Source organism: Pedobacter punctiformis (assembly GCF_027213715.1).
GTDB classification, from domain to species: domain Bacteria; phylum Bacteroidota; class Bacteroidia; order Sphingobacteriales; family Sphingobacteriaceae; genus Pedobacter; species Pedobacter punctiformis.
In genome coordinates, this window is the sequence record NZ_JAPWGM010000001.1 from 31,230 (window position 1) to 56,584 (window position 25,355).

The window sequence follows — 25,355 nt, forward strand, 5'->3', positions numbered from 1 at the left end:
TAACTAGTTAAATGAACGTCTTGTTTTTCCTGATATATCTGAACTTATTTTTCTATTCTTTTGAATACAATCGTTCAAGTCCTTTTTCATTAATTCTTCTCTTGCCGCAATCCTGACTACAGAATCTTTTAACAATAAAAGTTTATTCAAATTTTTAGTTAACCGGGCGTAAATTGTAAAATTGGCTGTACTGTCATTTCCAATCTTTTTCACTATAGATTCCTTATTATCTGAGATGTACTTGGCAAGAAATAATGTGTTATCCACCCGGGTTCTATCCAAATAAGTCATTTGCAGATATAAAGAGTCTATTTTTTCATTTAAGGTAATTTGTTTATTCACAATATTTTTATAGGCCGTAATTCTATTGTTAAAAGCCGCCCTTTGTTGTTGGGCAGCCCAAAAAAACAGGTAAACAGAGGCAATTGAAAAGAAAACTAAAACACCAAACAGCAACCAGAAATGGGTTGATTTTTTATAAATTTCTTGTATGTTCTTTGCTTTCATTATTTATTTATCGTGGTAAAATTTCTGATTATGTTCAACTTACTCGAATCTAAATCCGGACTAATTCTGAGTGGGTCTATTTCTTCCAGATACCTTATTCTTCGTCTTCTGGTTTTCACTAAATGCTTTCTCTTCACATTTTTTGGCTTGCCCAATTCATCGTATTGGTTTAAATATGGAGCGTCTAAAGTCCACTGCCATTTAAAGTTATAAGCCAGTAACCTTTTATTCCTTAATTGGCTCAAATAAGCTGCAGATGTATCTTTTTGTTTAAATTGTGGCCTTACATTACTAACAAAATAGAGTATATCGTAAGGTTTTTGCTTTCCCTTCAACACCTTAATCACCCTTGCGCCAACTAAATAAAATACAGGCTTGTTGGATTTGTTTAATACACTATCCATTTTAAGGGGTATGCAGGTTACTACAACATCACTGGCCTCATAGATCTCATTAATATTTAACACAGGCAGACTTTTCTTTTTACCAAAAAAAACATTAGTACTGTTTTGAAGGGTGTCAAACAAGTCAATTTTATTTTTTTTTATTGTATCCTGCTCATGGTTACCACAAGAGGTAAGCAATAAAATATTCAAAAATATAATGGTGTATGATAAAAAAATCTTAGCCTTTTTTACGTTAAGATTTCGTTCTATATTATTCGCCCGTACAATCAAATTATGCATTCTTATCTCCGCTGAATTCGTACAAATAAATTAACCGATGGGAGATTTTGGCTCCAATCGGTTAGTTTAAATGCTATTATCCCTGTGCATATTCGGTGTTCCACTCAGCCGATTCATCATCGCCTTTATGTCCATCTAATTTAATTACAAAGCTTTTTGCAGGAAAATAAGGTGTAATGTGCAGATCAAGCCAAATTCTGTCTTTTTGAATTGGGTCCTGTTCGAAACGAACAATTTTAAATTTCTCAATAAGTCCGCCATCAGGTCCTTTGATGCTATCAAGATAACGAACAATCTGACCTCTTAAATCAGCTTCGGTTTTAGAAGTCCAGTTTTCAAATACACGACGGTTTAAGAAATCGAATAATACTTTAGTGATGTAATCGAATACACGAACAACAGAATAAGTTTGCAACCCGATGTTATCACCGTTAAATAAGGTTTTAGCAGAAAAAGCCATAACTTTTCCATACTCATTTACCATTGGTACCAAACCAATTTTTTCTAAATGCGATATTTCAGATTTTTTAAGATCGAAACGAACTGCATCTATTTCATTAATACCACCATGTTTTTTACCGGCAGTTACCTGACTCATTAAAGTCGTATACATTTTACCGGCCAGTGATGCAGATCCCGGAACCATAATATCTTCTGCTTCATCCACCTCGTCCGCTTTTCCTCTTCCAATCAGGTAGTTACAGGTCATGATGGTATTACTTCTAAAGGGCTCACCACCAGTTAAATTAGCCGAATTAAACATTTCAACTACATCATCCGGCTTATCCAAATTGGCAAAATCGGTAACCAGCATAGCTTTATTTTCGTAAGCTATTTTAGACCATTTTTCAACTACTTTATTAGAACCTAAATAACCAGGAACAACCAATAAAGAATAGTTTTCACGAAGATCAAGTCTATCGAAATTTTGTTTTAATGTTGAAGACACATAATCAATAAACAAGGGATTGTCTAAATCTCTAAGCTGATCTTCATTCGCATTTAAAATCGTTACATTATTTACCTTGTCAACTTCGGTATTTTTATAAAATTGAGATACAGTTCGGTAAGAAGTTTCCAATTCACGTGTTGCGGAAAGTGTATTTTTAAGATTTTTCTTTAGTTCTTTACCGGCCAAATCAGCATTTTGCTTACAGGTATCGGCCATTTCAGAAACTGTTTTATTATTTTCCAGCAACTCAACCCACATATTTATAGTTTTATGCAGGTCTTCTCTTTCTTTTTTCTTGTCGCTATCTGTTAAAAATATTTGCTTTCTGGCTTTTCTATCCGGATTTAGGTTTGCAATTCCATCAATGGTGCCTTCTAAGAAGCTAAATCCACCTGCTTTTGCTAATTTTAATAGTGGTTCTGCAAGTTTTTCTGCATGACCGTTAGCCTGGCTAGCAGCAGAAACTTTTTGTGATTGTGCCATATTTTGTTTTTTAGAGTTAATTTAAATTGGAGGTTGATTACTTATTATTTTCAAGTTCTTGTGCCAGCTGTTTTAAAGCTTCAATTACCGCACCTTTTGTTTCTTCGTTTTCCAACATCGATTTAAGCACCTTATTTACTTTCAGCTGCTTGTTAATCTTGTTATACTGTTGTTCTTTTAAACTTTGGTTTCTCAGGTAGCTACTTTGACGGGTAATGTTAATTGGAGAAAAATCTCCTAAATTCTGAAAAGAAACATTTTCTTTACTGGTTGCTCCATCAAGAGATTCCATTTCAACTTCAACAGAAGGGTTAAAGTGTCGGAAAACATCTTCAATTGTTTTCAATCCAGAAATTGCTTCCGGCTGAATTGGATCTTCTGCTGTTAGTTTTGAAACTAAGAGTGTTTTGTTGTGCTGAATTTGCTGAATAGCTTCATTGGCATCTACGGTTACCTCGTTGCCGCCAATTCCATAACTGTAATTTGACATAGTATTTGATTTTAAATTTATTTCTGGATTAGAAAATTTGTTAACTGATTTATTGGTTATATCTGGTTCATTTACCTTATTTACAAAAGGTAAAAGCTGTTTAATTCTATTTTTTATCCTTTTAAAAAAATCCATTAATTCATGGTTCCTAAATGTATTATCCGTTTTATGTGTTAACTATTTAAAGGAGATTCCCTTTTTTATCTCTTCAGTTATTACCTTTTAAATAATCTCCCATTTAATGTTGCCTTCTTCATCCACACCCAATACAATCTGGCTGTTTTTTGAGATCTTCTCTCCTACTATCATTTTGGAAATGGGTCTGCGGATCTCTTTGCGAATTACCCCGCTAATTTGCCGGGCTCCATATTTTGAATTAAAGCCGTTAAGTGCCAAAACATGTTTGGCCTCATCTGTAATGGTTAAGGTGATGTTTAATTTGGCCAGTGCATCATACAAGGTTCGCATTTGAATATCGAATATCTGAACAGCCATTTCCTCTGTAATCGGACTAAAAGGGACAATTTCAGTTAACCTGGCCAGAAACTCCGGCCGGAAATAATTTGTGACCAAATCCAGCAATACATTAGGTTTAGGAAGCTCACCTTCAGCAAATTTTTCAGCAATAAATTCACTGCCAATATTTGAAGTAAACAGAATTAAAGCGTTGCTAAAATCGCCTTCTTTGCCCAATTTATCGTGGATGTGTCCTTCATCCATAATTTGAAGAAAAATATCGAATACGGATTGATGCGCTTTCTCTATTTCATCAAACAATACCACAGAATATGGTTGCTGATGAATTTTATTGACCAGCATTCCGCCTTCTTCATAACCGACATAACCGGGAGGCGCTCCGTAAAAAAGTGCTGCAGAATGTTCTTCTTTAAACTCCGACATATCGAAGCGAATCATCGCCTTCTCATCGTTAAATAGAAGCTCGGCAATAGATTTAGCGAGTTCCGTTTTTCCGGTTCCTGTTGGGCCCAACAAAAAGAATGATCCAATAGGCTGCCCAACTTTATTGATCCCACTTCTGCTTTCAATAATGGCTTCAGAAATAACTTTTAAAGCATACTCCTGTCCTACCATTCTTCGTTTAAGATAGGATTCCATATTCAGTAACTTTTCCTTTTCCTGACTTTGAATTTTACCTATTGGAATTCCGGTTTTTGCTGCAACAATAGCTGAAATCTCTGTTTTCCCGATTGTCTCCCGTTTAACCAAGGCCAATTCTGCAAATGCAACAAGCGTTTTGCGAAGATGTGCTGCCAATTCATCAGGATCAGCAATCTGATCGGCCTCAACTTCATTATTTAATTGTCCAAACAGAATCGGACTTAATTGATTAGGCAACTGACTATTAAACCACTTTAAAGCAGAAATTTTATCCTCCTCCGCAAGTTGATCATTCGCGATTATGCTTTCTAACTCATTATTTAATTTTTCTATATCCTTTGCAGATGCTTCATTCATCATCCGCACAGCAGCCATCGTCCTATCCAGTAAATCAAGTGCCGCATCTGGCAATCGTTTATCTTTGATGTATCTCTTTGCGAGCCTTACACATTCGGCTGATACCTGATTATCAATTTTTAATTGGTGGTGTTCTTCATACCTCGGGGCCAGTAAATCGAGCATTTTTATCGCCGTTTGGATATTAGGCTCATTTACCTTCAATAATTCAAATCGGCGGTTAAAGGCTTGCTCCGGCTCTATAATTTTTCTATACTCTTCAAGGGTTGTAGCACCGATTACCGTAATCTCTCCTCTGGCCAATTCTGGTTTAAGTAAATTACCGGCACCTGAACCAACAGAACCTTTTTCATCCAGAAAAATGTGCATTTCATCAATAAATAAAATCGCTTTATGGTATTGTTTTAAAGCTGAAATTATTTTCTTCAAACGGTCTTCTATCTCTCCTTTATAGCTTGCCCCTGCCATTAAAGCACCAAAATCAAGTTCAAGCAGTAAAGCCTCCTGCAAATGTTTAGGTACTTCTTTATTAATAATGGCTTGTGCAAAACCATCAACCAAAGCAGTTTTACCTACGCCCGGTTCTCCCGCAATAATAACATTAGGTTTATTCCTGCGCCCCAGTATTTCAATCATCTGTCTGGTTTCACTTTCTCTTCCTACAATTGGATCAAGTCTGTTTTCACGGGCTAATGCAGTTTTATCAATGCAGTATTTTCTAAGTATATCGCTATGACCAGAATGACTAACATTTTCTTCGGTTATTCCTGGTTGGTTTTGAGCATTTAAAGAAGATAGCAGATCACTTTCAGGCTCATATAATTCGTATAGTTCCTTTTCTCTTAAAGGAAACGACTTTAACTGTCCTGTAGTAAATCCAATATTCGGTTTTACTAATGCAGCCAATACACACGTAGTATTAATTTCATTTAATCCTAGCTTTAATCTTATATCATCAGCAATTTCCATTACATCAGAAATTGCATCTTCAGGACCTATATCATCAGGCAATGCGCTTACTTTAGGGCAATCATCAATCCGGACCTCAGCCCAATCAATCATATAGTGTATGTCTTTACCTAATAATTCTAAAAAATCTGTTAGTCCTGATTCCCTATGAAGCAACGCCCTTAATAAATGAGCAGAGCCATACTCGCTATTGTAGTTTTCTTTGGCGAAACCTTTAGCTATCTCTAAACAAGAGAGCAGCGTTTCATTGAATTGGAGCGTTGAGTTAAATATTGTATCCTTCATTTAATTTTTGAGTATAAAATCTCATAAAATAGCCTTTAAAGACCAATAAAACAAGATTATTACAAAAACAGCATACACACAAATCTCCTTAAAAAAGCAGAGATTTCTTAATTTGTGTATGATTAACACAATGGGAATAAATATTCAATAGGGATAATTAAACATGTTTGTTTAACTACTGGTATTAAAAAACAGGATGAAAAAATTTAAGAGAGGATTTAAAAAATTATCTTCAAATCCTTAAATCAGATCCGAAGCATAGGCTAAAACTATAAATTAATTTTTGAAAAACTATATTTTTTTTTGAAAAAAAATTACAACATGTAAAATACTTTGTATAATTACAGGTAATTATTTTTAAATTAGTTATTGTAATTATTCTAATACTTAATGAATATAATAGATAAAATTGAAACAGATGTTAAAGCGGAGGTACTAGCCGTATCTTTATTAACTGAAACAACTGATTTTAGTAAAATTATTTTTAAACGTTTAGGACTTGACGCAAGAGGACATACAAAGGATATCAGTAAAGTTTACAATGCCCAGGGCTTATTTGACTTAAATGAACATACTGTAATTGAAACCCACCGGCAAAGCATTTACGAAGCCATGCCCGAACATATATTTCATCCAAGTACTTTAGGTGGTTTTGATAAAACTGAAGAAGATATTATTATTGAAATACGTCATCAAAGAAAAAGAGAAGAAGAGGCCAGAAAATTTTTCCAACCATTTGAACAAGAAGCTTCTTATGTAGAGATGCAAGCTCTTTTGATTGAATTAATGTTTGACAAAAAGGAGAACTATGATAATTTATTACATCTATTCCAGCAAGGCTGGCCAATTTTAAAAAAATTATCAAAATCAACTTCTTTATCTTACATATACATACTATCTATACTACATAAAGTTAGAGGAGATAAAGACTGGACCGAAAAAGCGTTATCTTTTATCCTTGGATATACCGTTAAGATATTTACTGTTATCGAATTAAAGAAAATCGGCCTGCAAAAAGAATCTTTTGAGATTGGAGCATGCCGTTTAGGAATAGAATCAAATCTTTCTGGTTTCCAATATGATGGAATTTCTGACTGGAACATACAAATTGGCCCGATACCTGAAAAATCTGCAGCTTCTGTTTTACCTGGCTCAGACTTTATAGATTTAGTAAATATATTATCCGAACAATTCATCCCTGCAAACATCTTCACACAAATTAAAATCGTAACCGAGAAAGGTTCAGACTCCATCCTGTCTGCATCAAATTCAGAAAGTTGCATTTTAGATTATACTTTTTATTTATAGCAGCGCTCGAGTCATGATTATTAAAACTATTTTTCTACAGTACTTACTCCTCCCTTTAATTGCAATTATACTTGCATCGTGTTTAGTTTTTGTTAAAAAGAAGAATGAATTGGTGAATAACACCCAGCTTATTGTTTTTATTTTAGTGAGTTCACTTATTCTCTGTATCCCCGGTTTTTTAGGTGTTACCGGAAACCGGTTTGTACCTGTATATTATTTAATATCACAATGCCTGTACTTCATTGCAGGTATTGGTTTTGTAAAGTGGTACCCCCTATTCTTTTATGATCAGGTAAAGAAATATAAAGCGTTATTTCAAATTTTAGTTATGGTGGTAAGTATGTTGCTTGGAGCCTATTTATTTGCCATGCTTTTTAATTTATTCAGCGAAATCGGCAATGGCTATATGGCCGCTACCAGCATGCTTACCTTTTGTATTCCTTTGTTATTTTACTGGGCCTACATTGCTTTTATCGATATTCCGTACGAAATATATGACGTATGGACTTACCCTATGGGCAGTGGGGAAATCAGCTTTGAAGGGTTGGATTTCAATAAATTAATGGTTATTGAATTGGAATTTAGTCGCGAATTAAATGATAAAGACCGATCGAGGGTGAAAGCAAAAGCACCTGCTGAAATTCCATTTGGCGATTGGTTTAAAAAATTTATTGAAGATTATAATGTAAAATTCCCGAATGAAAATATTGAATATATCAATGAAGATAATGAGCCTTACAGCTGGATCTTTTATTATAAAAAATCTTTTTTTCACCGTAGAAGGTTAATGGATCCCAAACTAAACATCCTGCAAAATAACATCAAAGAACAAGTAACCATTATCACTAAAAGGGTTATAGAAAATAGCGCAGAAAATTTATAAACATTCTCAAAATCTAAATATGATTATACCTCAAAAATATCTTGCAGTAAACTGGGCAGACGGCATGAAGGTTAATAAATCTCATTTTATTAACAATGAAAATTATTACACAGATACCATAAGAGATATGGCTTCTGTACAATTGAATAATTACAATTATGGGTTGCTACCATCTTTAGAAGGCGGAGAGGCTGCTTTAAGTAAGTTTACAGTTAGCAAAACAACAACAAATCAGGTACAAATTCACATTTCACGCTTACAAGCGGTTACCCCGGGCGGTGTCCGGATTTCTATTTTAAATGATCTGACAAGTGTACATTCTTTATCAGATTTTTCTAACGTTAAAACCGATTTATTAGATGGAACAAAAGAAGAATTTTATGTTCTTATAACCGTTAACCCTTTTGAGCAAATCCCCTTTGGAAGCCCTGATCCTGAAGAAGTTCCAATCCGGCAACCTCAAACTCAGCCTAAATATGAAATCCAGCTGGTTAATGCTAAAAATGTTAATGTAGATCAGCTTGGTGGATATATTTTAGTGATCGGCCGGATAATAAAACAAGGGGAAAGCTATTTAAAAGATGAAGATTTTATTGCACCTTGTACAACCATCAATAGCGATGCAAAATTGATTAGTCAATACATTTCGGTTGGCAGATGTTTCAATGAATTGCAAAATATGTCGCTGCAAATTATCCAAAAAATACTTTTTAAAAATCAACAATCAAAAGTTGCTCAAAATGTAAAGTTGATGTGTGAAACGGTATTGAATTTTTGCAATCAGAACTATTTCTACTTTAGAAATATTGGCACTCAGCAAGCTCCCATATTTTTAGTTAATGCAATTTCTATTTTTTCCAATTACCTGTATACGGCGATTAATATTTTACCGGAAAATGAAAAAGAGGAATTGTTAAATTATTTCTTCGAATGGAGTGATGTAACGCCCATCAATTTTCAAAATAGCCTGGCAGGAATCATTGAAATCAACTACAATCATTACAAAACAGGCAGCTACCTGCACGAAATACAAATTATGCTGAATAACGTTGTTTTAATTTGGCAGAAATTAAATATGCTTGAGTTTATCGGCCAGCATAAGGAAAATATAGTGGTAAAACAGGAAGTACTTACCCATGTTGTTAAAGAGAAAAAGGGTTGGAGTATTTTAGATTAATTAGAAATACTTTTGCAAAGCAACTTTTAATTTTTACATTAAGAGTTGCTTAACCTATTAAAATATGTATAATAAAGTTGTAGTTATTAACACCTTTGAACCCGGAGATTTTCAGATTGATCACTTTGCTAAAGCTTATGATAATGGAGTAGCTGAAAGTGGCAATTTGAGTGAATTATTTTTCACTGGCAACATGCTTTTTTCTGCCACCCCTTTCCCTGAAAAATACACATTTGAAACCCTCGAAACAGATTTAAAACAGCTGGTTATTGCTATAAAAAATGCCAGTACAATTATATTTTTCACCAATTACAAACCGGACAGAACAAATCACCAGCTTAAAAACTTAATATCGAGACTGTTTCATATTACACAGGGCAGTATAAACAGAGAAATTTGGGGAGACTTTAATTCCTTTCATAAACAACAGGTCCGGATTATAACCTATATGGATGACTTGAAAACTTCTATAGAATATAAGGCAGCCCGTGATCCTCAGAAATTTCCCATACAAAAAGTTCCATTTAGATTTTTTGGCTTTGGGCGGATAAGAGCCATCCACATCAGATGTATCCTTGAAAAAGGCTTTAGCAAAACCACTTTAAAAGAAATGGCCTTACTCCATGAGTTTGGGCGACAGGATGCCGGTTTAGTTCCTAATAAACCCTCATCGGAAAAAATGAAGTTAATGTTTGATGTAAAGGAATCCAGGGATGAGGAAACTGGTAATGTAACAATTAGGAAGAGACGTATACGTATCAAATAATAAATTAAATATTACATAAATACACATACAAAAATTGTAGGTGTATTTTTAATAAAAAAGTGTAATAAATATTTGGATTAGTCAAAGACTTTGATTATCATTGATCTAATTATTTAATTAATTCATTTAATTCTTTCAAATTATGGCAACAAATGCCGGAAAATTAGCAAGACTTACCATCGACGGTAAGGAGTACAATGTATTTGAAGCTAACTTCGAATCCATTAAACCTGTAGACCAATGGAACAGGGTAACCGCATTCGCAACTAAAGCTGATGCGAGATTTGTCATCGAAGGCAAAGACGACACCACTTCAATCTTCGAGAAATTTGCAAACAGCCGTAAACGTTTTGATGCAAAGTTGACTTTGTACAGTACGCACGGTGAAGGTAAACTGGTAGAAACATCTTATAAGGATTGTTCTATTACTTATTACTCTTCTGTTTATAACTCGGCTAACGAAGTACCTTACAAACTGGTTATCGTTTTATCTCCGAAGTCTACAGTAGAAGGCAATGCTGAACTTACTTTTGATCAGAACACCTAGTCGTTCTGCTTTTATTTAAGTAAAGCAACCAAAAAGGGCAGCGCATCCCGCGAGCCCTAAAAGCTAGAGGGTAGCTGCCCTTTTCACATCCCATTTTTGCCGGTTACCTTTCCCTATGCCGGAACATGACATCCTATTTATCATTTTGTTTTTAACCTGGTTATCTGATTAGAACTGTGCTGACTTTTCCTGCGCTGCTTTTCCTCAGTAAACCTGTAAACTGTTATTCATGGCATCCGGCAATTCGGCTCTTAAGGCAATAAAAGATTTAATACAACCTCAGCGTATGGGCTGTGAGGTATATATTGACAATAAAAAAATATCTCCTGTACTTAAACTCAATATAAAACAATACATCGGTAGGCATAATGAACTTATCATGCACTTCAAACATGAAGTAATCCAGGAAGTTGGATTATTTGTTATTGAAGATGCACAAACCTTGCTTGGCAGGCTTACAGAAGTCTCGATTTTCAATATCAGTGATCCCCATGAAAATCCTTTTCAAAATAAATTTATCATTACAGAAGTAAAACTGGTTAATGATGGGCTTGCTGAAGGGATTCTGGAGTTAAAAGGCCTTTCGCCAACCATTTTACTTGATGGCGCCAAACATTTTGAAAGTTTTGCTACGCAAAACCTCGCAACGATTGTAAACACTTTGTGTAAACCGATGGAAAGTATGCGTACCTACCCGATTAATACCTTAAAAGTAAATCCTGTTCTGGAATATACTTCAAGATATAACGAAACAGCATGGAATTACTTGAAAAGATTAGCCGATGCAACCGGAAACTGGATTTACTGCAATGGCACGGGTTTGGTATTCGGTGCAGCTAAAAATGAGGCTCCGATACCGTTGATTTACGGAAGTGATTGTACAAAAGTCAGCATGTCTTTATTGACTGTTCCGGTACAGTCTGCCCTGTTTGATTATGAGGCGGGGAGTAATCTAACCATGAATCAAAATACAAAAGATTACAATGGAAACATTGGTTCTACCGCTCAGGATGCTTACAAAAGATCAGCCAGATTGTACAGCGATCAAAGTGTGGTACCTATGCAAACCTTTCAGGCCAATCAGGAATTACTTGCTGAAAAAGGAAAAGCTATTGCAGCTTCAAAAGTAGCCAGTTCTTATGTGATGGAAGCTGAGACCAATAATTTCAGACTGGGTATCGGTACACTAGTCGATTTTGAGTTTAAACGCCAGGGCGAAGGTTCGGTACACCCTCAAATGCGGATTGTATATTCAGAACATGAACTGTTAATTAGCGGAATGTACAGCAATCATTTTAAAGCTGTTCCATCCGGTGCAGAAACGCCTCCAGAGTTTGATTTCGAGCAGCCTTCGACCTTTCCAATGCTTGCCAAGGTAGTTTCCAATGCAGACCCGCTAAGCCAGGGACGGGTTCAGGTTGAATTTATTGGCTGGGTACATGACCAAAAATTCCGCTATGAAAAACAAATTACCGATTGGATCAGGGTATTAAGTCCCGATGCGGGTAGCAGTAATCTGGTTGGGCAAAACCGTGGTTTTGTATTTATTCCAGAGGAAGGTGACCAGGTGATGGTTGATTTTGAAAATGGCAACCCCGACCGGCCTTTTGTTTCTGGCTCAGCTTTTCATGGACAAATTGCGGCTGGTGGTGGCACCAATAATCACCTTAAAACGATTATTACACGTAGTGGAGCCAAAATACAATTTGATGATGACAATAATAAAGGCAGTATTTACATAGAAGATCCGAGCGGGAACACTTACTTAATGGATGGAAATGGGAATATCAATGTAAACGCGCCGAAGAATATGACTTTTACAGCAGGGGAAAACATCAGTATTACAGCAGGACAAAACATCCAAAGTAAAGCAGGAAATAACATTACAAATGAAGCCGAAAAAGGTAATATCCACAATTCTGCAAATATTGAAATTAAAAATAACGCAGGAAGTACAATAAGTAGTACCTCTAATAATAATATCGTAGATGCGAAAAATGAAGTTCAGATTACTGGTAGTAGTAAAACTATTATAAAAGGAGGACTTACGGAAGTGAATGGCTCAATCAATAAACTAAAACTACCTTAATATGTCTAAAATAGTAGCTTTACAAACGGATCCTACTGCTGATGGAAGTGTGGTTGTAGTTCCTTCAACTCAGGTAACTTTGAACGGGTTGCCTATTGCTACACAAGGAAGTAATTTAATTTACAAAGGTAGCCCCACCGATCAGCCATTAGAATTTGTATCAGGAATTTTAATAAATAATAAACCATTGACTTTTGTAGGTGCAAAAACTTCTGCTGGATCAACTATTTTGACAGCTAACCAAACAACCGCTACAATAGAGGCGGCGGATGGAGCTGGAGAAGGAACTGAAGAAGAGCCTAAGGAAGTATCAAAAAGAGTAGAGCTAAGAAGTAAGTATCCGATGCTACAAGTATATGAGCTCGCAAAAGAAAGTGCGAAAAGTACTTTTTACCTCTTGATTTCTTCATTCTTCCACGGAGAGATTCCAATGATAGCTTACGGAAATCTTTATGATGCGCTTATGGATGATAAAGACGCTATGATGCCACCTATTAAAGTATTGAGTAGTGGACTTTCAGGTGGAGACAGAGCTAAATATATCAAAGAAAAAAAATGGATAGAAGTACGTGAAGATACTGTTTTAAAAGCTGTTGAAGGTAAAAAAAATGAAAAACAAGAGGCTAGAGCTGAACTTTTAAAATCACTTTTAGAAGAGTATGGGCATTTTTTAGATGATGTTCTCAGAAATAAGTTTTCAACAGTTGGAAAAGATACTCAAAGAGATGAAGGTGCTGTGTTTTCATATTATTATACCAATTATAAGATAAAAGATAAAAAAATTGATTTTGCTGTTGCTGTTGTAGATGGTGCTGAAAAAAAGCTTGTTATAGATTTACGAGACATACAACAGGATCTGGCAGAAACTATCCAGAGAGCAGACAAAGATTTTCAAGACGAATTTGGAGAGTTCTTTAAGGCGGGAAAAGGTGATATGAAGATGAAGCATTGCGGGCATTTCGATTTTGAAGCCAACATGTTTGAAAAAACGGGAATGGATAAATATTGGCTTAATTGGATGTACCTCGGAAATTATATGCGGGATATGAGCCAGATGATTGTTCCCACAGTTACCGATTTCTCAGATGAAGAAGACGCCAAACTGGATGCTATGGATAAGAGGATAAGGGATGAATCTTATAGTTGGGCAGATGCTATAAAACCAACTCGTAAAACATGGACAAAGATTATCGAAGTATTGGCAGCAAGCCATACGATGACAGAGATCAGAGGAGATCAGGCAGAAGGATTGCCTGACAAAGCAAAAAAACTTTTTGAAGCCAAAGATCAAACAGCAAGTAAAGGTAACCCAATAGTCGATTTTGCCAAAGATAAAGCAGTTGATATTGGAATGAAGGCTTTCCAGCTCTCTTTAGATTACGTAAGTTTTATTAAGCATTTTGAAGGTTTCAATCAAGAAGAGCTGGGAGTGTACAGACCAGAAGAACATATTGACAATCCTATTTATGCCGTTACTCTTGATGATCTTAACAATGAGGGATTTTATTGCCCTCCGGATGACATAAACTCGGAAGAGGTGAAAAAAGATCCGAGGATAGATGAAGGCTTAGGAATGAGCAAGCACATTCATTTTACAGAAAATCATGTAAAAATTCAAAATGCAAAAGGATTTGGCACAAAGTATGAAGGAGGGAAACTTCCCACTGCTACCGAATGTATGAAACAAAGATTCATATCTGGAGTTAATAAATACAAAAATGCATCAAATCCTCACGCTCAAGGGATGGGAATTCGGGATATTGGTGCTGGGTTGCACATTCTCGAAGATTATTTTGCCCATACCAATTTTTGTGAAATTTTGTTGATAAAACATGGGATTTCGGTGCATCCATGGGTAGATTTCTCATCTCCAGAATTATCAAGTCATAAAGGTGTTGGTAGGTTTAAACTTGATTCTAAAAAATATAAAGGCGCTACCAAAGAAGAAAGAAAAGAACCACAAAAACTCGATCCGAGCATTAATAATAGTTATTGGGATATTGTTGAATTATATAATGACCTGAAAGAAAAAGGCAATATTACATTATTGCCTTCTTTTTGGGTAGATGGTTTTTACTTTACCTATCAGCCAAAAGGCGGAAATAAAAAATTGTATCTTGTTTCGCATTCACGTGTTCCAAATGTAAATCAAGTAGGTGATCCTTTATCTTTGAACTGTTCAGAAGAAAGAAAAAAATTTGTTTATTCTTGTACAGGGTTGAGCATTTCTGAGATAGACCAGTATTCTTTTCTTACTAACAATGAAGTTCCCTATGTTGCCAATATCCCTGTAGTATCTGGTTATTTTTCCGGGGAAGATACGGCGCATTCTTTAATAGATGCTGCAGAAGGTTTGTTTAAACAGACCGAGATCAACCTCAAGACCATTGCAATGTACGAGGATGCCAAATACAGCAAAATGCTAAAACTGGTAGATATGCTCGCTTTTTATGTGCTTTCCGACCTTATGCTTACGCAGAAAGAAAAAGAAAAAAATGCAAAAGATACGGGGCTTGACTACTCAAAAATACTGGAAGGATACACTACATTTATAGAAGTACGAGGTATTGTGGTGGGTGTTATAGAAAGAGCAAAAGGTGGCGGAGGCTGGTTGCTTACAGCGGTGGTTTGGCTCATAGAAAGTATGGTAAATGCACTCTATGCAGCTATTATGAATCTAGTAAAATCGGTGGTAATCAGTATGCTGGAAGTGGTTAATAACATTATCCTTTATAAACAAAACCTACAGATAGGAAGAAACGTAGGTATAGACCCAAGCCACACCCAGCTGGCAAAAGACGAGTTTGAACACCCGCTGCACACTTTAGCATCTGATCTTGCCTGCGAAGCAGTTTTTGGAGTGGGGAGAATTATTAGAGATTTAGTTATAGATAAAGGTAAGCCAGTAAAAATAACAGGAATGGATTTATATAATGAAGCAATAAAATATATGCAGCATCCGGCATACTGCGATTGGGCAGATGCAATCGCTGTAAAATGGATACAGGAAAACCCAAACAAGATAGAAGAGCGGCACGCAAAAGATGCCGCATTCCACATTGCTACCGAAACGGGAAAATGGATCAAGCGTACAGTAGAGGAAATGGAAGCTGAGCTACGTAAATCAATCAATATAATAACTGAGTGGATAAAAGACCTTAGGGAAAAATTCGAAGAACTGAAAGAGCTTATTGCAAAATTTCTGAATGAAGTGGAACGTTACTTCCAGATGACCAAAAGAGAGCTAAAAAAAGCGATCGATGAAATAGGAGAAGAGATCGACAAAAAGATGAGGCAGTACCGGAAAGGGCTGAAAGAGCTGCAGGAGGAGGGAGAAAAATGGATGAAAAAGGTTTGGGAAAATGGGTTAGGCGCAATTACACCAGAAGAGCGTATAGAGTTCAATATATGGGCAAAAAGAGTGGAACTGAAAACACAGGAAATTCTTGCAGAGATGAGGAACGAACACTCATCTCTGGAGCAAGGCGATGTGGGAAATATAGAACAAGAGGTTCTTGCCTATCACCATTCCGTAATACAGTCTAAAAAAGAATACCTGAATGATGAAACCGATTTTGCAGGAAAGCTGTACCAATATTGTTTTTATGATACCAAAGATGAACAATATAAAAAATTTGGCATCCTGATGGATAATTATTATAAGGTTTTGGAAGTCGAAACCAATACAGAAAGAATATATTTGGCAAAAAGTGCCAAAGATCATCTGGCAAGAGCCAACGATTCTTCAAGATATTCACTGTTGTTTGAAGATAATGATACAGGCTTATCTATGGATAATAGTCTGTACAAAAAACCTAAAAAGAAAGGATGGTTCGGTTAAAAATCATAAAAAAATATATGAAATATTTAAAATTATTATTGCTCTTATTAATGGCAGTCTCCTGCAACGGACAAGAAAAAAAGGAAAACCTTAAAAATGAATCAAAATCCCACGATCCAGCTGCACAGTTATATGCTAAGCAGAAAGACCGTTTTGAAATTAAAGGATATAAGTTATATTTTAATGATCAATTATTGAAATCAGATACTGTAAAAAGTGTTTTTAAAATTTTAGGACAGCCTAAATATCCTGATGAAATCTATTACACTGATAAACCTTTGAGTTTAATGCTTAGATATGTTGTTAAAAAAGATAAGGATGGTCATCGATTATTTATCAATAAAAAAGATAATAAAGTTTATAGTTTAACTGAATTATCAAATATGGATGAATATAATAATTATGGTAATGACATTTATATGTATGATAAACAAGGAGACACATTAAAAATTATAAGAAAATACAGGATTCATTTTCAAAAATACACTCCAAGATCTATAGCAGATGCACAAGATTCTATGCTAATACAAATCCCACCTGTAGAAAGTTCTGTGAAAGTAAACGGTTTTCTTATCGATAAAAACACGACAATTGAGGAACTGAAGCAAAAGCTAAAACCAACCATAAAAAATGCAGATTTTTTCGTATTAAGAGGCAACACCGTTTCCACGTGGTATTACGGGACAGAAAACGATGAGACTTTAGATAAATTCGATCCAAGAATCAATACAAAATTCAACAGTTATATCCGCATAGATTATGTTTACATTGATGATAAACTGAATGCCATAGATTACTATTATGATATTTTGGAGTAACATTTATGAAATATTTAAAATTATTATTGCTCTTATTAATGGCAGTCTCATGTAGTGGGCAGAAAAAAAATTCGGCGGTTCTTGTTTACCAATATCTATTAAAATGCTGACAGACTCTTCAAAAGAGGTATAAGGAGTTTAAAAATTTGATGAGGGGCATTATTAATAAAGGGGAAAAACCTCAAAAAAGTACAAATACAAATGGAAGAATACTACCAGCATTTAAAAAAATTACAGCAAATTATTCAGGAAAAAATAGATTCAAAATTAGAATATGCAGAAGATAAGCTGAATTTTAATATTGCCGCTAACAATTTTACTGCTGAGATAAACAAACTGTTAAATGAAGTGGCAGATCAAAGTAATATTATAGAACAATCTGTTAATATTGAGGGACAACTTAGTGCCTATTATCGCCAAAATATAAAAAAACAACGTTTCGAAATGGATAACAAAAGTCCTTTCGATGATAACAAAAAGATACAGCTATGCAGGCCTACCTTAAACAGCAGCACCACTTTGAGTTTAAAAACTATAAAATATACTACAGCGGGCAATTGGTTAAAAACAGGCTCCATTAAAAATATTTACAAAATATTTGGAAAGCCTCAATATCAGGAACCTGATTTTGTATATACTGATAAGCCTTTGAGTTTAAATGTTCGCTTAATAGCAAAAATAAAGAAAGAAAAGCACTTTTTTTATATGACGGAAAGAGTATCCATTTTCTGATAGTAAAGGATTAATAAAAGAAAACTGGTCTTTATATAAAAAAGGTGGTAAGGATATATACCTAAGGGAAAAAGATGGGGTACCGAAAGCAATTGTAGACACTTTCGCATTCAAATGGCTCAGCAGGAAAAAACCGCAATTTACGGCGAGGCCGATTCGCTTGACAAAAAATTAATGTCTATACCACCTCTAAACGGTTATGTACTCATTAATGGTGTTTTGGTAAACAAAAACATGGGCATGCAGGAATTAAGAAACAGGCTTGCCAAAATAAAAAATGCAGAGGTATTTTTGATGATGAATGAACCTATAATTATTTTCGAACCGGAAAAAGGACATTCTTTTACTGAATACGATCCCAAAATAGACCCAACAGACGACTACATTAAATTAAGTTTTGGCTGTAAAAGAAATAAAACTTCGAAAGAGGTAATAGGCATTTACTATATAGATTATTTCTATTCAATTAAACAATAATACCATGGCCAAAAAAGTAGTGTTGCGCAATCCATTTATGAACCAACTTTAAAAAATAATTTTTTAACACTATGTTGTTTGCAAATAACCACCTACCATGCACAGCCAGCTCATACCAGCCAATTAAAGATACAAATGTACAAGGGGGGTACTGCCATGCAGGCTTACGTTAAACAACAGCATTGTTTTGAGTTTAAAAATTATAAAATGTATTACAATGGGTTTGTTAAAGCAAATTCCATAAAGAAAAACCAAGAGCTCTTATTGATTATAAAATAATTTTAAATAGAACCAAAGGACTCCAACCATTTCCACTTATTGTAACAAACAAAACCTTAAACTATATAAGGTTTCATTTCTTCATCAATATCCTTACGCAGATCCATAAGTTTAATAGCATAACGATGCATCGCAACTTCTTTTTCTGTTTTGGGCTTAAATGCCGGGATTGATTTGGGTTGTCCGTCATCATCCACAGCTACAAAAACAATAATACAGTGGGTGTTTTTAACAAAATCTGTTTGCCCAACAGGTTTCGAAAAGGCATCAACTGCAATATGCATGCTGGTTTTGCCCGTATAAATAATACGGGCCTCCATTTTAACCAGATGACCAATATGAACGGGATGAAAAAAGCGAATGCCCCCAACATATACGGTAACGCAGTAAGACTGACTCCATTGTAATGCACAGGCAAATGCAGCCTGATCAATCCACTTCATCATCATTCCCCCATGCACTTTGCCACCATAATTAACATCTGATGGCTCGCTTAGAAACTGAAGTTCGATATGATTTTTAATTCTGGACATCGTTCTATTTATTTAGCCATTACACTGATCGCATATCCCCCACCCGGTGCACAATATTGAGTTAATTTAGTTTTATTGGTTACCTCCATTTTGCGAATGGTATAAGCTTTAGGATTCGTTTCGTAATTGGCATCTTTAGCATCTGCATAAATAGTGGCAATATATTTTTTACCCGGATCTAAAAAGCTGAAATCAATTTTCGAAGTGCGGGCAACTTCATCATTAGTACGACCAATAAACCAATTGTCTTTTCCTTTTGCTTTACGGGCATAAGTAATGTAATCACCTGGCTCTGCCTCCAAAACTTTGGTATCATCCCAATCAACGGCAACATCTTTAATAAACTGGAAGGCATCCATATATTTATTATACGTTTCAGGTAAATCTGCCGCCATTTGCAAAGGACTGTACATGGTTACGTATAAAGCCAGCTGACGTGCGAGTGTACTGTGTACAAAAGAGTTATTTTCTGGGTTATAAGCACTGATTTTTGTTTCGAAAATACCCGGTGTATAGTCCATTGGGCCACCAATTAAACGGGTAAATGGTAAAATGGTTGTATGATCGGCATTGTTACCACCAAAAGCCTCATATTCCGTCCCTCTGGCAGATTCATTTCCAATTAAATTAGGATAGGTACGTGCCAAACCAGTTGGTCTTACGGCTTCATGTGCGTTAACCATAATTTTATAATCTGCAGCTTTAGTAATGGCATACAGATAGTGATTAACCAGCCATTGCCCATAATGATGTTCACCACGGGGAATCATGTTTCCTACATAACCACTTTTAACGGCATCATAACCATTAGCTTTCATAAATTTATAACCCGTATCAATATGTCTTTCGTAATTACGAACTGAAGAAGAAGTTTCATGGTGCATAATCATTTTTATGCCTTTACTCGCAGCATAACGGTGAAGTTCCTGAACATCAAAATCTGGATATGGCGTTACAAAATCAAATACATAGTCTTTTGTTTTACCAAACCAGTCTTCCCAGCCTTCATTCCAGCCTTCTACTAAAACTGCATCCAGGCCATTTTTAGCTGCAAAGTCTATATATTCTTTAACGTGTGCTGTATTTGCAGCATGTTTACCATTAGGTTTAGTTTTAGAATAATCAGTTATGCCCAATTGTACACTTGTTAAATCATTATATGCCCAGGTACTTTTTCCGGTAATCATTTCCCACCAAACGCCAACATATTTTATAGGTTTAATCCATGATACGTCCTTGTATTTTGTTGGTTCGTTAAGGTTATAAGTTAGTTTTGAAGTTAAAATATCGCCTGCTTTATCACTCACAATAATAGTTCTCCACGGAGATTGACAGGGTGCCTGCATATAACCTTTATCACCAACCGCATCCGGGGTTAACCACGATTCGAGCACCATATTTTTATCATCAAGATTTAACGACATGGTCGAATAATTGATTAAAGCCGCCTCATGGATATTAATATACAAGCCATCTTTACTCTTCATCATCAAAGGTGTTTGCAAACCAGTAGGTGAAAACGTGGTTTGCGACGCATTTGGCGTAACGGCATCTTTCATTTTAGCATGCACTTCAGATAAATTTGAAGTAACCGTACTATATTCCTGCGTGTCATAATCACCAGGCAACCAAAAAGCTTTATGATCGCCTGCTAAAGCAAACTGAGTTTTTTCTTCTTTAATTACAAAGTAATCGAGATTTTTCTGTTCAGGGAATTCGTATCTGAAACCCAAACCATCATTAAATAAACGTAAACGAATAATAATGTAACGTTTGGTTTCTGCCTGAGTTAACGTTACAGCAAGCTCATTATAATGATTTACAATTTCCTTTACCTCACCCCAAACTGGTTTCCAGGTTTCGTTAAAAGTACTGGCTTTAGTATCTGTTATAGTAAAACCTGCTAATAACGACGTTGAGTTTTTAAGTTCAAGTCCTAGTTTACTCGTTTTAATTACATCTTTACCTTTATATTTTAAATTATAAACCGGAATTCCGCCAGCTTCCAATGAAAATTTGGTAATTAGATTTCCATCCGGAGATTTTAATTCCTGTGCCAATAGGCCTGTCGCTAAAAAGCACAGACAGGCAACAGCCAAAAATTTTGAGACCTGAAGGGAGATGTAATTTGTGTTTAGGTATTTATTCACTTTATTAAGATTTATTTATAGTTCATTTTAAATTCAGCAATACTTTTTTCGGTTTTAATCTAAAAGCAAGGTGTCATCATCGTCGGTTAAGCTCAGTTGAATGCTGTCACTTCCAGCAATACCTTCTATAGATCCACGAATGTGTGTAGCATTTAACAACACCTTTTCCAATTGTTTTTCGCGGGCTTTCCATAAGCGTTCCATAGCATCACGTTCACGCTGGATGGATAATTTCATACTCATAAAACCTTCACGAATGGCTTTCCATTGTTCTGAAAATTCAATACCTGTTAGATAATCGTATAACATATGCATTTTCTCCCCTCGATTTTCCTGCGATTTTACCGCACCTGCCAATCTTAAAATCCCTTCACGCAATACATAAGCCACTGCATTGACTTCTTCGAAAGAACAAATCCATACGCCATCTCTCTGTCCGAAACAATCCATTCCTTTTGGGTAACACTGACTTACAATTACGGCAACATCAATACCCATACTTCGCATGTCTTTCTTCAGCTTTTCAATCCAATCGCCTCCAAAATCTTTAGTTCGTTTGCTTTCATAGATAATTTTACCACACTCTTGTCCAAACTGGTTGCGTACCACCTGTACACAGTCTGCCCCACGAACACCTTTACCCACCTCTTCTATTAAATCAAAAGGATAATTACTCCGCAGCAATTCTTCCAGAATTAATTCCTGCACCTCACCCTGCAATTGCATACTCCCCTGCTCTGCCCTACGCTTCATTTCTTCTGCCAGCTTTTTCTGGTCATCAAGCTGCTTTTCCAATTCCTTTAAACGAAGCTGATGTTCAGTATCTTTAATGCTATTTTTCTCTGCTTCCTGCTTACGGATTTGTTCAACCAATTCATTGCGTTGTTCCTGCATTTTACGTTGAAAAGCCAGTTCCATTTCTTCTTCTTTAACTTTTAAGCTTTCTTCTCTGCGTAAAAATTCAATTTCCTTTTCATGGGCCAGTTTTAACTTTTCAGCATTATCTTTAGCATTCCCCTCCAGCATTTGCAATTTGGTTTCAAAGTCTGCAGCAATGGTTTTTCGTAAATTTTCTTCGAGGTTATCTTTTAATTTCGTTTTTTCTTCTGCCAGTTTCAGTTCAAAAGATTTTAACTGCTGCTGTTTTTCAGCATCAAGAGTGGCCAGTTTACGCTGAAATTCTTCATCCTTTTGCTTTGTGAAGATGACCATTTTCTCTCTCAGCTCTTTCTTATAATCTTCGGCCATTGCTTCTTCCATAGGAAAAACATGGGCACAGTTAGGACATTTTATTTCAGTTGGCATGTATAATAATTTTTAGCTCAGCGATTGCAGGGCTATACAAAGATATTAAAGCTTTTTAATTGATGAGCATTACCGAGTTAAGAAGTCATTTCTTACACAGATTAGACTTATTTTTCACCCCTTAAAGCCAATTTTCACGTGGCTGCCATCACAATAAGGTTTATTATTTGAAGCCCCGCAACGACAAAAAGCTGTTACTTTATTTTTATGTGTTTTATTTCCATCCGAATCCTTAACCACCAGATTCCCATAAACCATTAAAGGCCCGTTTGGCAGGGTTTCTACTATATTTTCTGTTGTGGTTTCTACCGGTTTCTGTTCTTCATCATTGTAGTAAAAACTCAAGGCACCGGACGGACATTTTTTAACATGCTCCACAATTTTTTCAGTTATGGCATTTTCCGGTTTAATCCATGGACGTACTTTAGGATTAAAAACCTCAGGCAAACCCGTATTATTATTCCAGCACAAAGTACTGTGAATGCAAATCGTTGGTTTCCAAACAATGGTTACTTCACCATTTGTATATTTCTTGGTTATATCTTTCATAAAACTTTAGATTTGATCAGACTACCAAAACTTAATATTTTACTTACCGGACACTTTGCAGCTATATCCTCTAAACGTTGTTTCTGATCCTCAGTCAAGCCTCCAATACAAACAATCTCTTCAACAAATACATTTTCTCCATTTTCGATTTCAGCAGTCACCGTTACATCTATTTTTTCTACCGGCCACTGTTTTCTGTCTGCATACATCCTTAAAGTAATCGCTACACAAGAGGCTAATGAGGCCATTAACAAGCCCTTTGGGGCAAATCCTTTGTGTGTACCGCCTAATTCTAAAGGCTCGTCTACCATAACTTCATGAGATCCGTTTGTAACCGAGCATGCGTAGTGCTCTTTATGTATTGTTGCTTTAACCATTTATTCCATTTTGTTAGTTTTTAAATTTAAGCATATCTATTCTTTATTACGAATTGAAACATTTTAAATAACACAGAGTGAATTAATAAAAACTTTATGATCAGCCATTTGTTCATTTAGAAAAACCTGCTATGAAATACGGAAAAATGTTGACTAAACATCTGATTAAAAGATCGGATAATAATGTTCAAATCGCAATGGCTTTAGTTGCCGGATTGGCTGCCGGTGCAATAATTAGTGTTTTATTTGCCCCGGATAGCGGTACCGGAACACGTGAAAAAATTGCGGATAAGGCTAAAGGTCTGAAGTATAATTTTCAAGACCGGTACGAGGCGCTAAGGAAAAAAGTTTTTGGCACAGCTGCTGTTGAAGAAGATATCGTGGAACATGAAGTGCCTCATTTTAAACATACCAGAGCACCTAAACGTAAGTCAGATGTTGAAGAAATTTTGGAAAATGCACATCAAAACGGGCAAGTGCAAGAAGGACAGGGATAGATAAGCAATTTTAATTCCTGATGCAAGTGCATTGATGAAATGGGAATTGGTTTTAAAGGAATGGGTAGGTTTGATTGCAGATCATTTTAGGAGTTAAACCCTGTAAATAAAAAAAGGATTCTGAGTTCAGAATCCTTTTTTATTTTTATGATTAATATTTATCCTTCAATTGCTTTCCAAAGCATATCTTTTAATTCCAGTAAATTTTTCTCTGCCACAGATGAAATAAATATAGAAGGTACATTTGGCAGGTCTTTTTTCATTTCCTCTGTTAATTCTTCATCGAGCATATCCGATTTTGTGATGGCTAAAACATGTGGTTTCTGCATTAACTCCGGATTATAAGATTCAAGTTCTCTTTTTAAAATTTCATATTCTTCTTTTATGCTTCTGCTGGTATCAGCCGGAACCATAAAAAGCAAAACGGAATTGCGCTCAATGTGACGCAAGAAACGATAACCTAAGCCTTTTCCTTTCGATGCACCTTCGATAATCCCCGGAATATCGGCCATTACAAAAGACTTGTTATTACGGTAACTCACAATGCCCAGATTCGGAACAATTGTAGTAAAAGGATAATCTGCAATTTCAGGTTTAGCAGCAGAAACAACGGAAAGCAATGTCGATTTTCCGGCATTCGGAAACCCAACCAAACCTACATCAGCTAAAACTTTTAACTCTAAAATATTCCAGACTTCCTTACCTGATTCTCCTGGCTGTGCAAATCTTGGTGTTTGTAAGGTTGAGGTTTTAAAATGTGCATTACCCAAACCTCCGCGACCACCGGCTGTTAAAATTTGAGTTTCGCCATCCTTAGTAATTTCAAAAAGAACTTCTCCGGTTTCTGCATCTTTAGCAATGGTTCCCAGCGGAACTTCAAGAATCTCATCTTTACCCTGACGGCCAAATTTATGAGAACTTCCACCTGCCAAACCATCCTCAGCAATAATATGTTTACGATATTTTAAGTGTAATAATGTCCAGATGTTACTGTTTCCTTTAACAATAATGTGGCCACCACGTCCGCCGTCTCCACCATCAGGTCCACCCATTGATGTTAAAATATCGCGATGCAGGTGCGCAGAACCTGCCCCGCCCTTACCTGAACGGCAACAAATTTTTACATAATCCACGAAATTCGAACCCTGAGACATATTATTTCCTTTTTAAATAAAAATG

At 35.7% G+C, this 25,355-nt stretch carries 22 protein-coding genes; 11 read left to right on the forward strand and 11 right to left on the reverse strand.

The window, feature by feature from the left end:
* Positions 1-3: 3 nt before the first annotated feature.
* The 5 genes from tssO to O0955_RS00125 form a co-directional block, all read right to left on the reverse strand.
* A complete protein-coding gene (gene tssO, locus O0955_RS00105; RefSeq protein ID WP_269425509.1) occupies positions 4-507 on the reverse strand; it encodes a type VI secretion system TssO in 504 nt (167 codons plus the stop codon).
* The gene (locus O0955_RS00110; RefSeq protein ID WP_269425510.1) at positions 507-1,103 is read right to left on the reverse strand and encodes a hypothetical protein; all 597 of its coding nucleotides are present in this window, start codon (positions 1,101-1,103) and stop codon (positions 507-509) included. The genes tssO and O0955_RS00110 overlap by 1 nt, the downstream gene beginning before the upstream one ends.
* A 166-nt stretch (positions 1,104-1,269) precedes the next feature.
* Positions 1,270-2,628, reverse strand: coding sequence for a DUF5458 family protein (locus O0955_RS00115; RefSeq protein WP_269425511.1), 1,359 nt, complete (start codon positions 2,626-2,628; stop codon positions 1,270-1,272).
* A gap of 37 nt (positions 2,629-2,665) precedes the next feature.
* Positions 2,666-3,118 carry a hypothetical protein gene (locus O0955_RS00120; RefSeq protein WP_269425512.1) on the reverse strand — a complete coding sequence of 151 codons (453 nt, stop codon included), beginning with the start codon at positions 3,116-3,118 and terminating at the stop codon, positions 2,666-2,668.
* A 222-nt stretch (positions 3,119-3,340) separates the two neighbouring features.
* Positions 3,341-5,848: an ATP-dependent Clp protease ATP-binding subunit gene (locus O0955_RS00125; protein ID WP_269425513.1), complete on the reverse strand. Its 2,508-nt coding sequence runs from the start codon at positions 5,846-5,848 to the stop codon at positions 3,341-3,343.
* Positions 5,849-6,238: 390 nt separating this feature from the next.
* On the opposite strand from O0955_RS00125, the gene O0955_RS00130 reads away from it, so the two are divergent.
* The 10 genes from O0955_RS00130 (at position 6,239) to O0955_RS00175 (ending at position 18,486) form a co-directional block, all read left to right on the forward strand.
* The gene (locus O0955_RS00130) at positions 6,239-7,156 is read left to right on the forward strand and encodes a hypothetical protein (protein ID WP_269425514.1); all 918 of its coding nucleotides are present in this window, start codon (positions 6,239-6,241) and stop codon (positions 7,154-7,156) included.
* A 13-nt stretch (positions 7,157-7,169) separates the two neighbouring features.
* The gene (locus O0955_RS00135) at positions 7,170-8,039 is read left to right on the forward strand and encodes a TssN family type VI secretion system protein (protein ID WP_269425515.1); all 870 of its coding nucleotides are present in this window, start codon (positions 7,170-7,172) and stop codon (positions 8,037-8,039) included.
* A 19-nt stretch (positions 8,040-8,058) separates the two neighbouring features.
* The gene (locus tag O0955_RS00140) at positions 8,059-9,216 is read left to right on the forward strand and encodes a hypothetical protein (protein ID WP_269425516.1); all 1,158 of its coding nucleotides are present in this window, start codon (positions 8,059-8,061) and stop codon (positions 9,214-9,216) included.
* Between the two features lie 64 nt (positions 9,217-9,280).
* Entirely contained in the window at positions 9,281-9,982 is a 702-nt protein-coding gene (locus O0955_RS00145; protein WP_269425517.1) for a hypothetical protein, read from the forward strand.
* Between the two features lie 142 nt (positions 9,983-10,124).
* Positions 10,125-10,529, forward strand: coding sequence for a type VI secretion system tube protein TssD (tssD, locus tag O0955_RS00150; RefSeq protein WP_131537900.1), 405 nt, complete (start codon positions 10,125-10,127; stop codon positions 10,527-10,529).
* A gap of 229 nt (positions 10,530-10,758) precedes the next feature.
* Positions 10,759-12,618 (forward strand): phage baseplate assembly protein V, encoded by a 1,860-nt coding sequence (locus O0955_RS00155; protein ID WP_269425518.1) that lies wholly within the window; start codon positions 10,759-10,761, stop codon positions 12,616-12,618.
* 1 nt (position 12,619) lies between these two features.
* Positions 12,620-16,459 (forward strand): HET-C-related protein, encoded by a 3,840-nt coding sequence (locus O0955_RS00160; RefSeq protein ID WP_269425519.1) that lies wholly within the window; start codon positions 12,620-12,622, stop codon positions 16,457-16,459.
* A gap of 17 nt (positions 16,460-16,476) precedes the next feature.
* Positions 16,477-17,277, forward strand: a complete 801-nt coding sequence (locus tag O0955_RS00165; protein ID WP_269425520.1) for a hypothetical protein — start codon at positions 16,477-16,479, stop codon at positions 17,275-17,277.
* Positions 17,278-17,478: 201 nt separating this feature from the next.
* Complete coding sequence (locus O0955_RS00170) at positions 17,479-18,009, forward strand: hypothetical protein (RefSeq protein WP_269425521.1); 531 nt, start codon at positions 17,479-17,481, stop codon at positions 18,007-18,009.
* Positions 18,010-18,123: 114 nt separating this feature from the next.
* Positions 18,124-18,486, forward strand: coding sequence for a hypothetical protein (locus O0955_RS00175; RefSeq protein WP_269425522.1), 363 nt, complete (start codon positions 18,124-18,126; stop codon positions 18,484-18,486).
* A 335-nt stretch (positions 18,487-18,821) separates the two neighbouring features.
* Here the strand turns inward: O0955_RS00175 and O0955_RS00180 are convergent, their stop codons facing one another.
* From O0955_RS00180 to O0955_RS00200, 5 genes are all read right to left on the reverse strand, one after another.
* Positions 18,822-19,298, reverse strand: a complete 477-nt coding sequence (locus tag O0955_RS00180) for an acyl-CoA thioesterase (RefSeq protein WP_269425523.1) — start codon at positions 19,296-19,298, stop codon at positions 18,822-18,824.
* Positions 19,299-19,306: 8 nt separating this feature from the next.
* A complete protein-coding gene (locus tag O0955_RS00185; protein WP_269425524.1) occupies positions 19,307-21,448 on the reverse strand; it encodes a glycoside hydrolase family 97 protein in 2,142 nt (713 codons plus the stop codon).
* Positions 21,449-21,502: 54 nt separating this feature from the next.
* Entirely contained in the window at positions 21,503-22,753 is a 1,251-nt protein-coding gene (locus O0955_RS00190; RefSeq protein WP_269425525.1) for a DUF2130 domain-containing protein, read from the reverse strand.
* Positions 22,754-22,867: 114 nt separating this feature from the next.
* Complete coding sequence (locus tag O0955_RS00195; protein ID WP_269425526.1) at positions 22,868-23,302, reverse strand: (4Fe-4S)-binding protein; 435 nt, start codon at positions 23,300-23,302, stop codon at positions 22,868-22,870.
* The gene (locus O0955_RS00200) at positions 23,299-23,679 is read right to left on the reverse strand and encodes an OsmC family protein (protein ID WP_269425527.1); all 381 of its coding nucleotides are present in this window, start codon (positions 23,677-23,679) and stop codon (positions 23,299-23,301) included. Before O0955_RS00200 ends, O0955_RS00195 begins: the two co-directional genes overlap by 4 nt.
* Before the next feature lie 131 nt (positions 23,680-23,810).
* Between O0955_RS00200 and O0955_RS00205 the strand changes: the two genes are divergently transcribed.
* Positions 23,811-24,176 carry a YtxH domain-containing protein gene (locus tag O0955_RS00205; protein ID WP_269425528.1) on the forward strand — a complete coding sequence of 122 codons (366 nt, stop codon included), beginning with the start codon at positions 23,811-23,813 and terminating at the stop codon, positions 24,174-24,176.
* 158 nt (positions 24,177-24,334) lie between these two features.
* Here the strand turns inward: O0955_RS00205 and obgE are convergent, their stop codons facing one another.
* Positions 24,335-25,330 (reverse strand): GTPase ObgE, encoded by a 996-nt coding sequence (gene obgE / locus O0955_RS00210; protein ID WP_269425529.1) that lies wholly within the window; start codon positions 25,328-25,330, stop codon positions 24,335-24,337.
* Positions 25,331-25,355 lie beyond the last annotated feature (25 nt).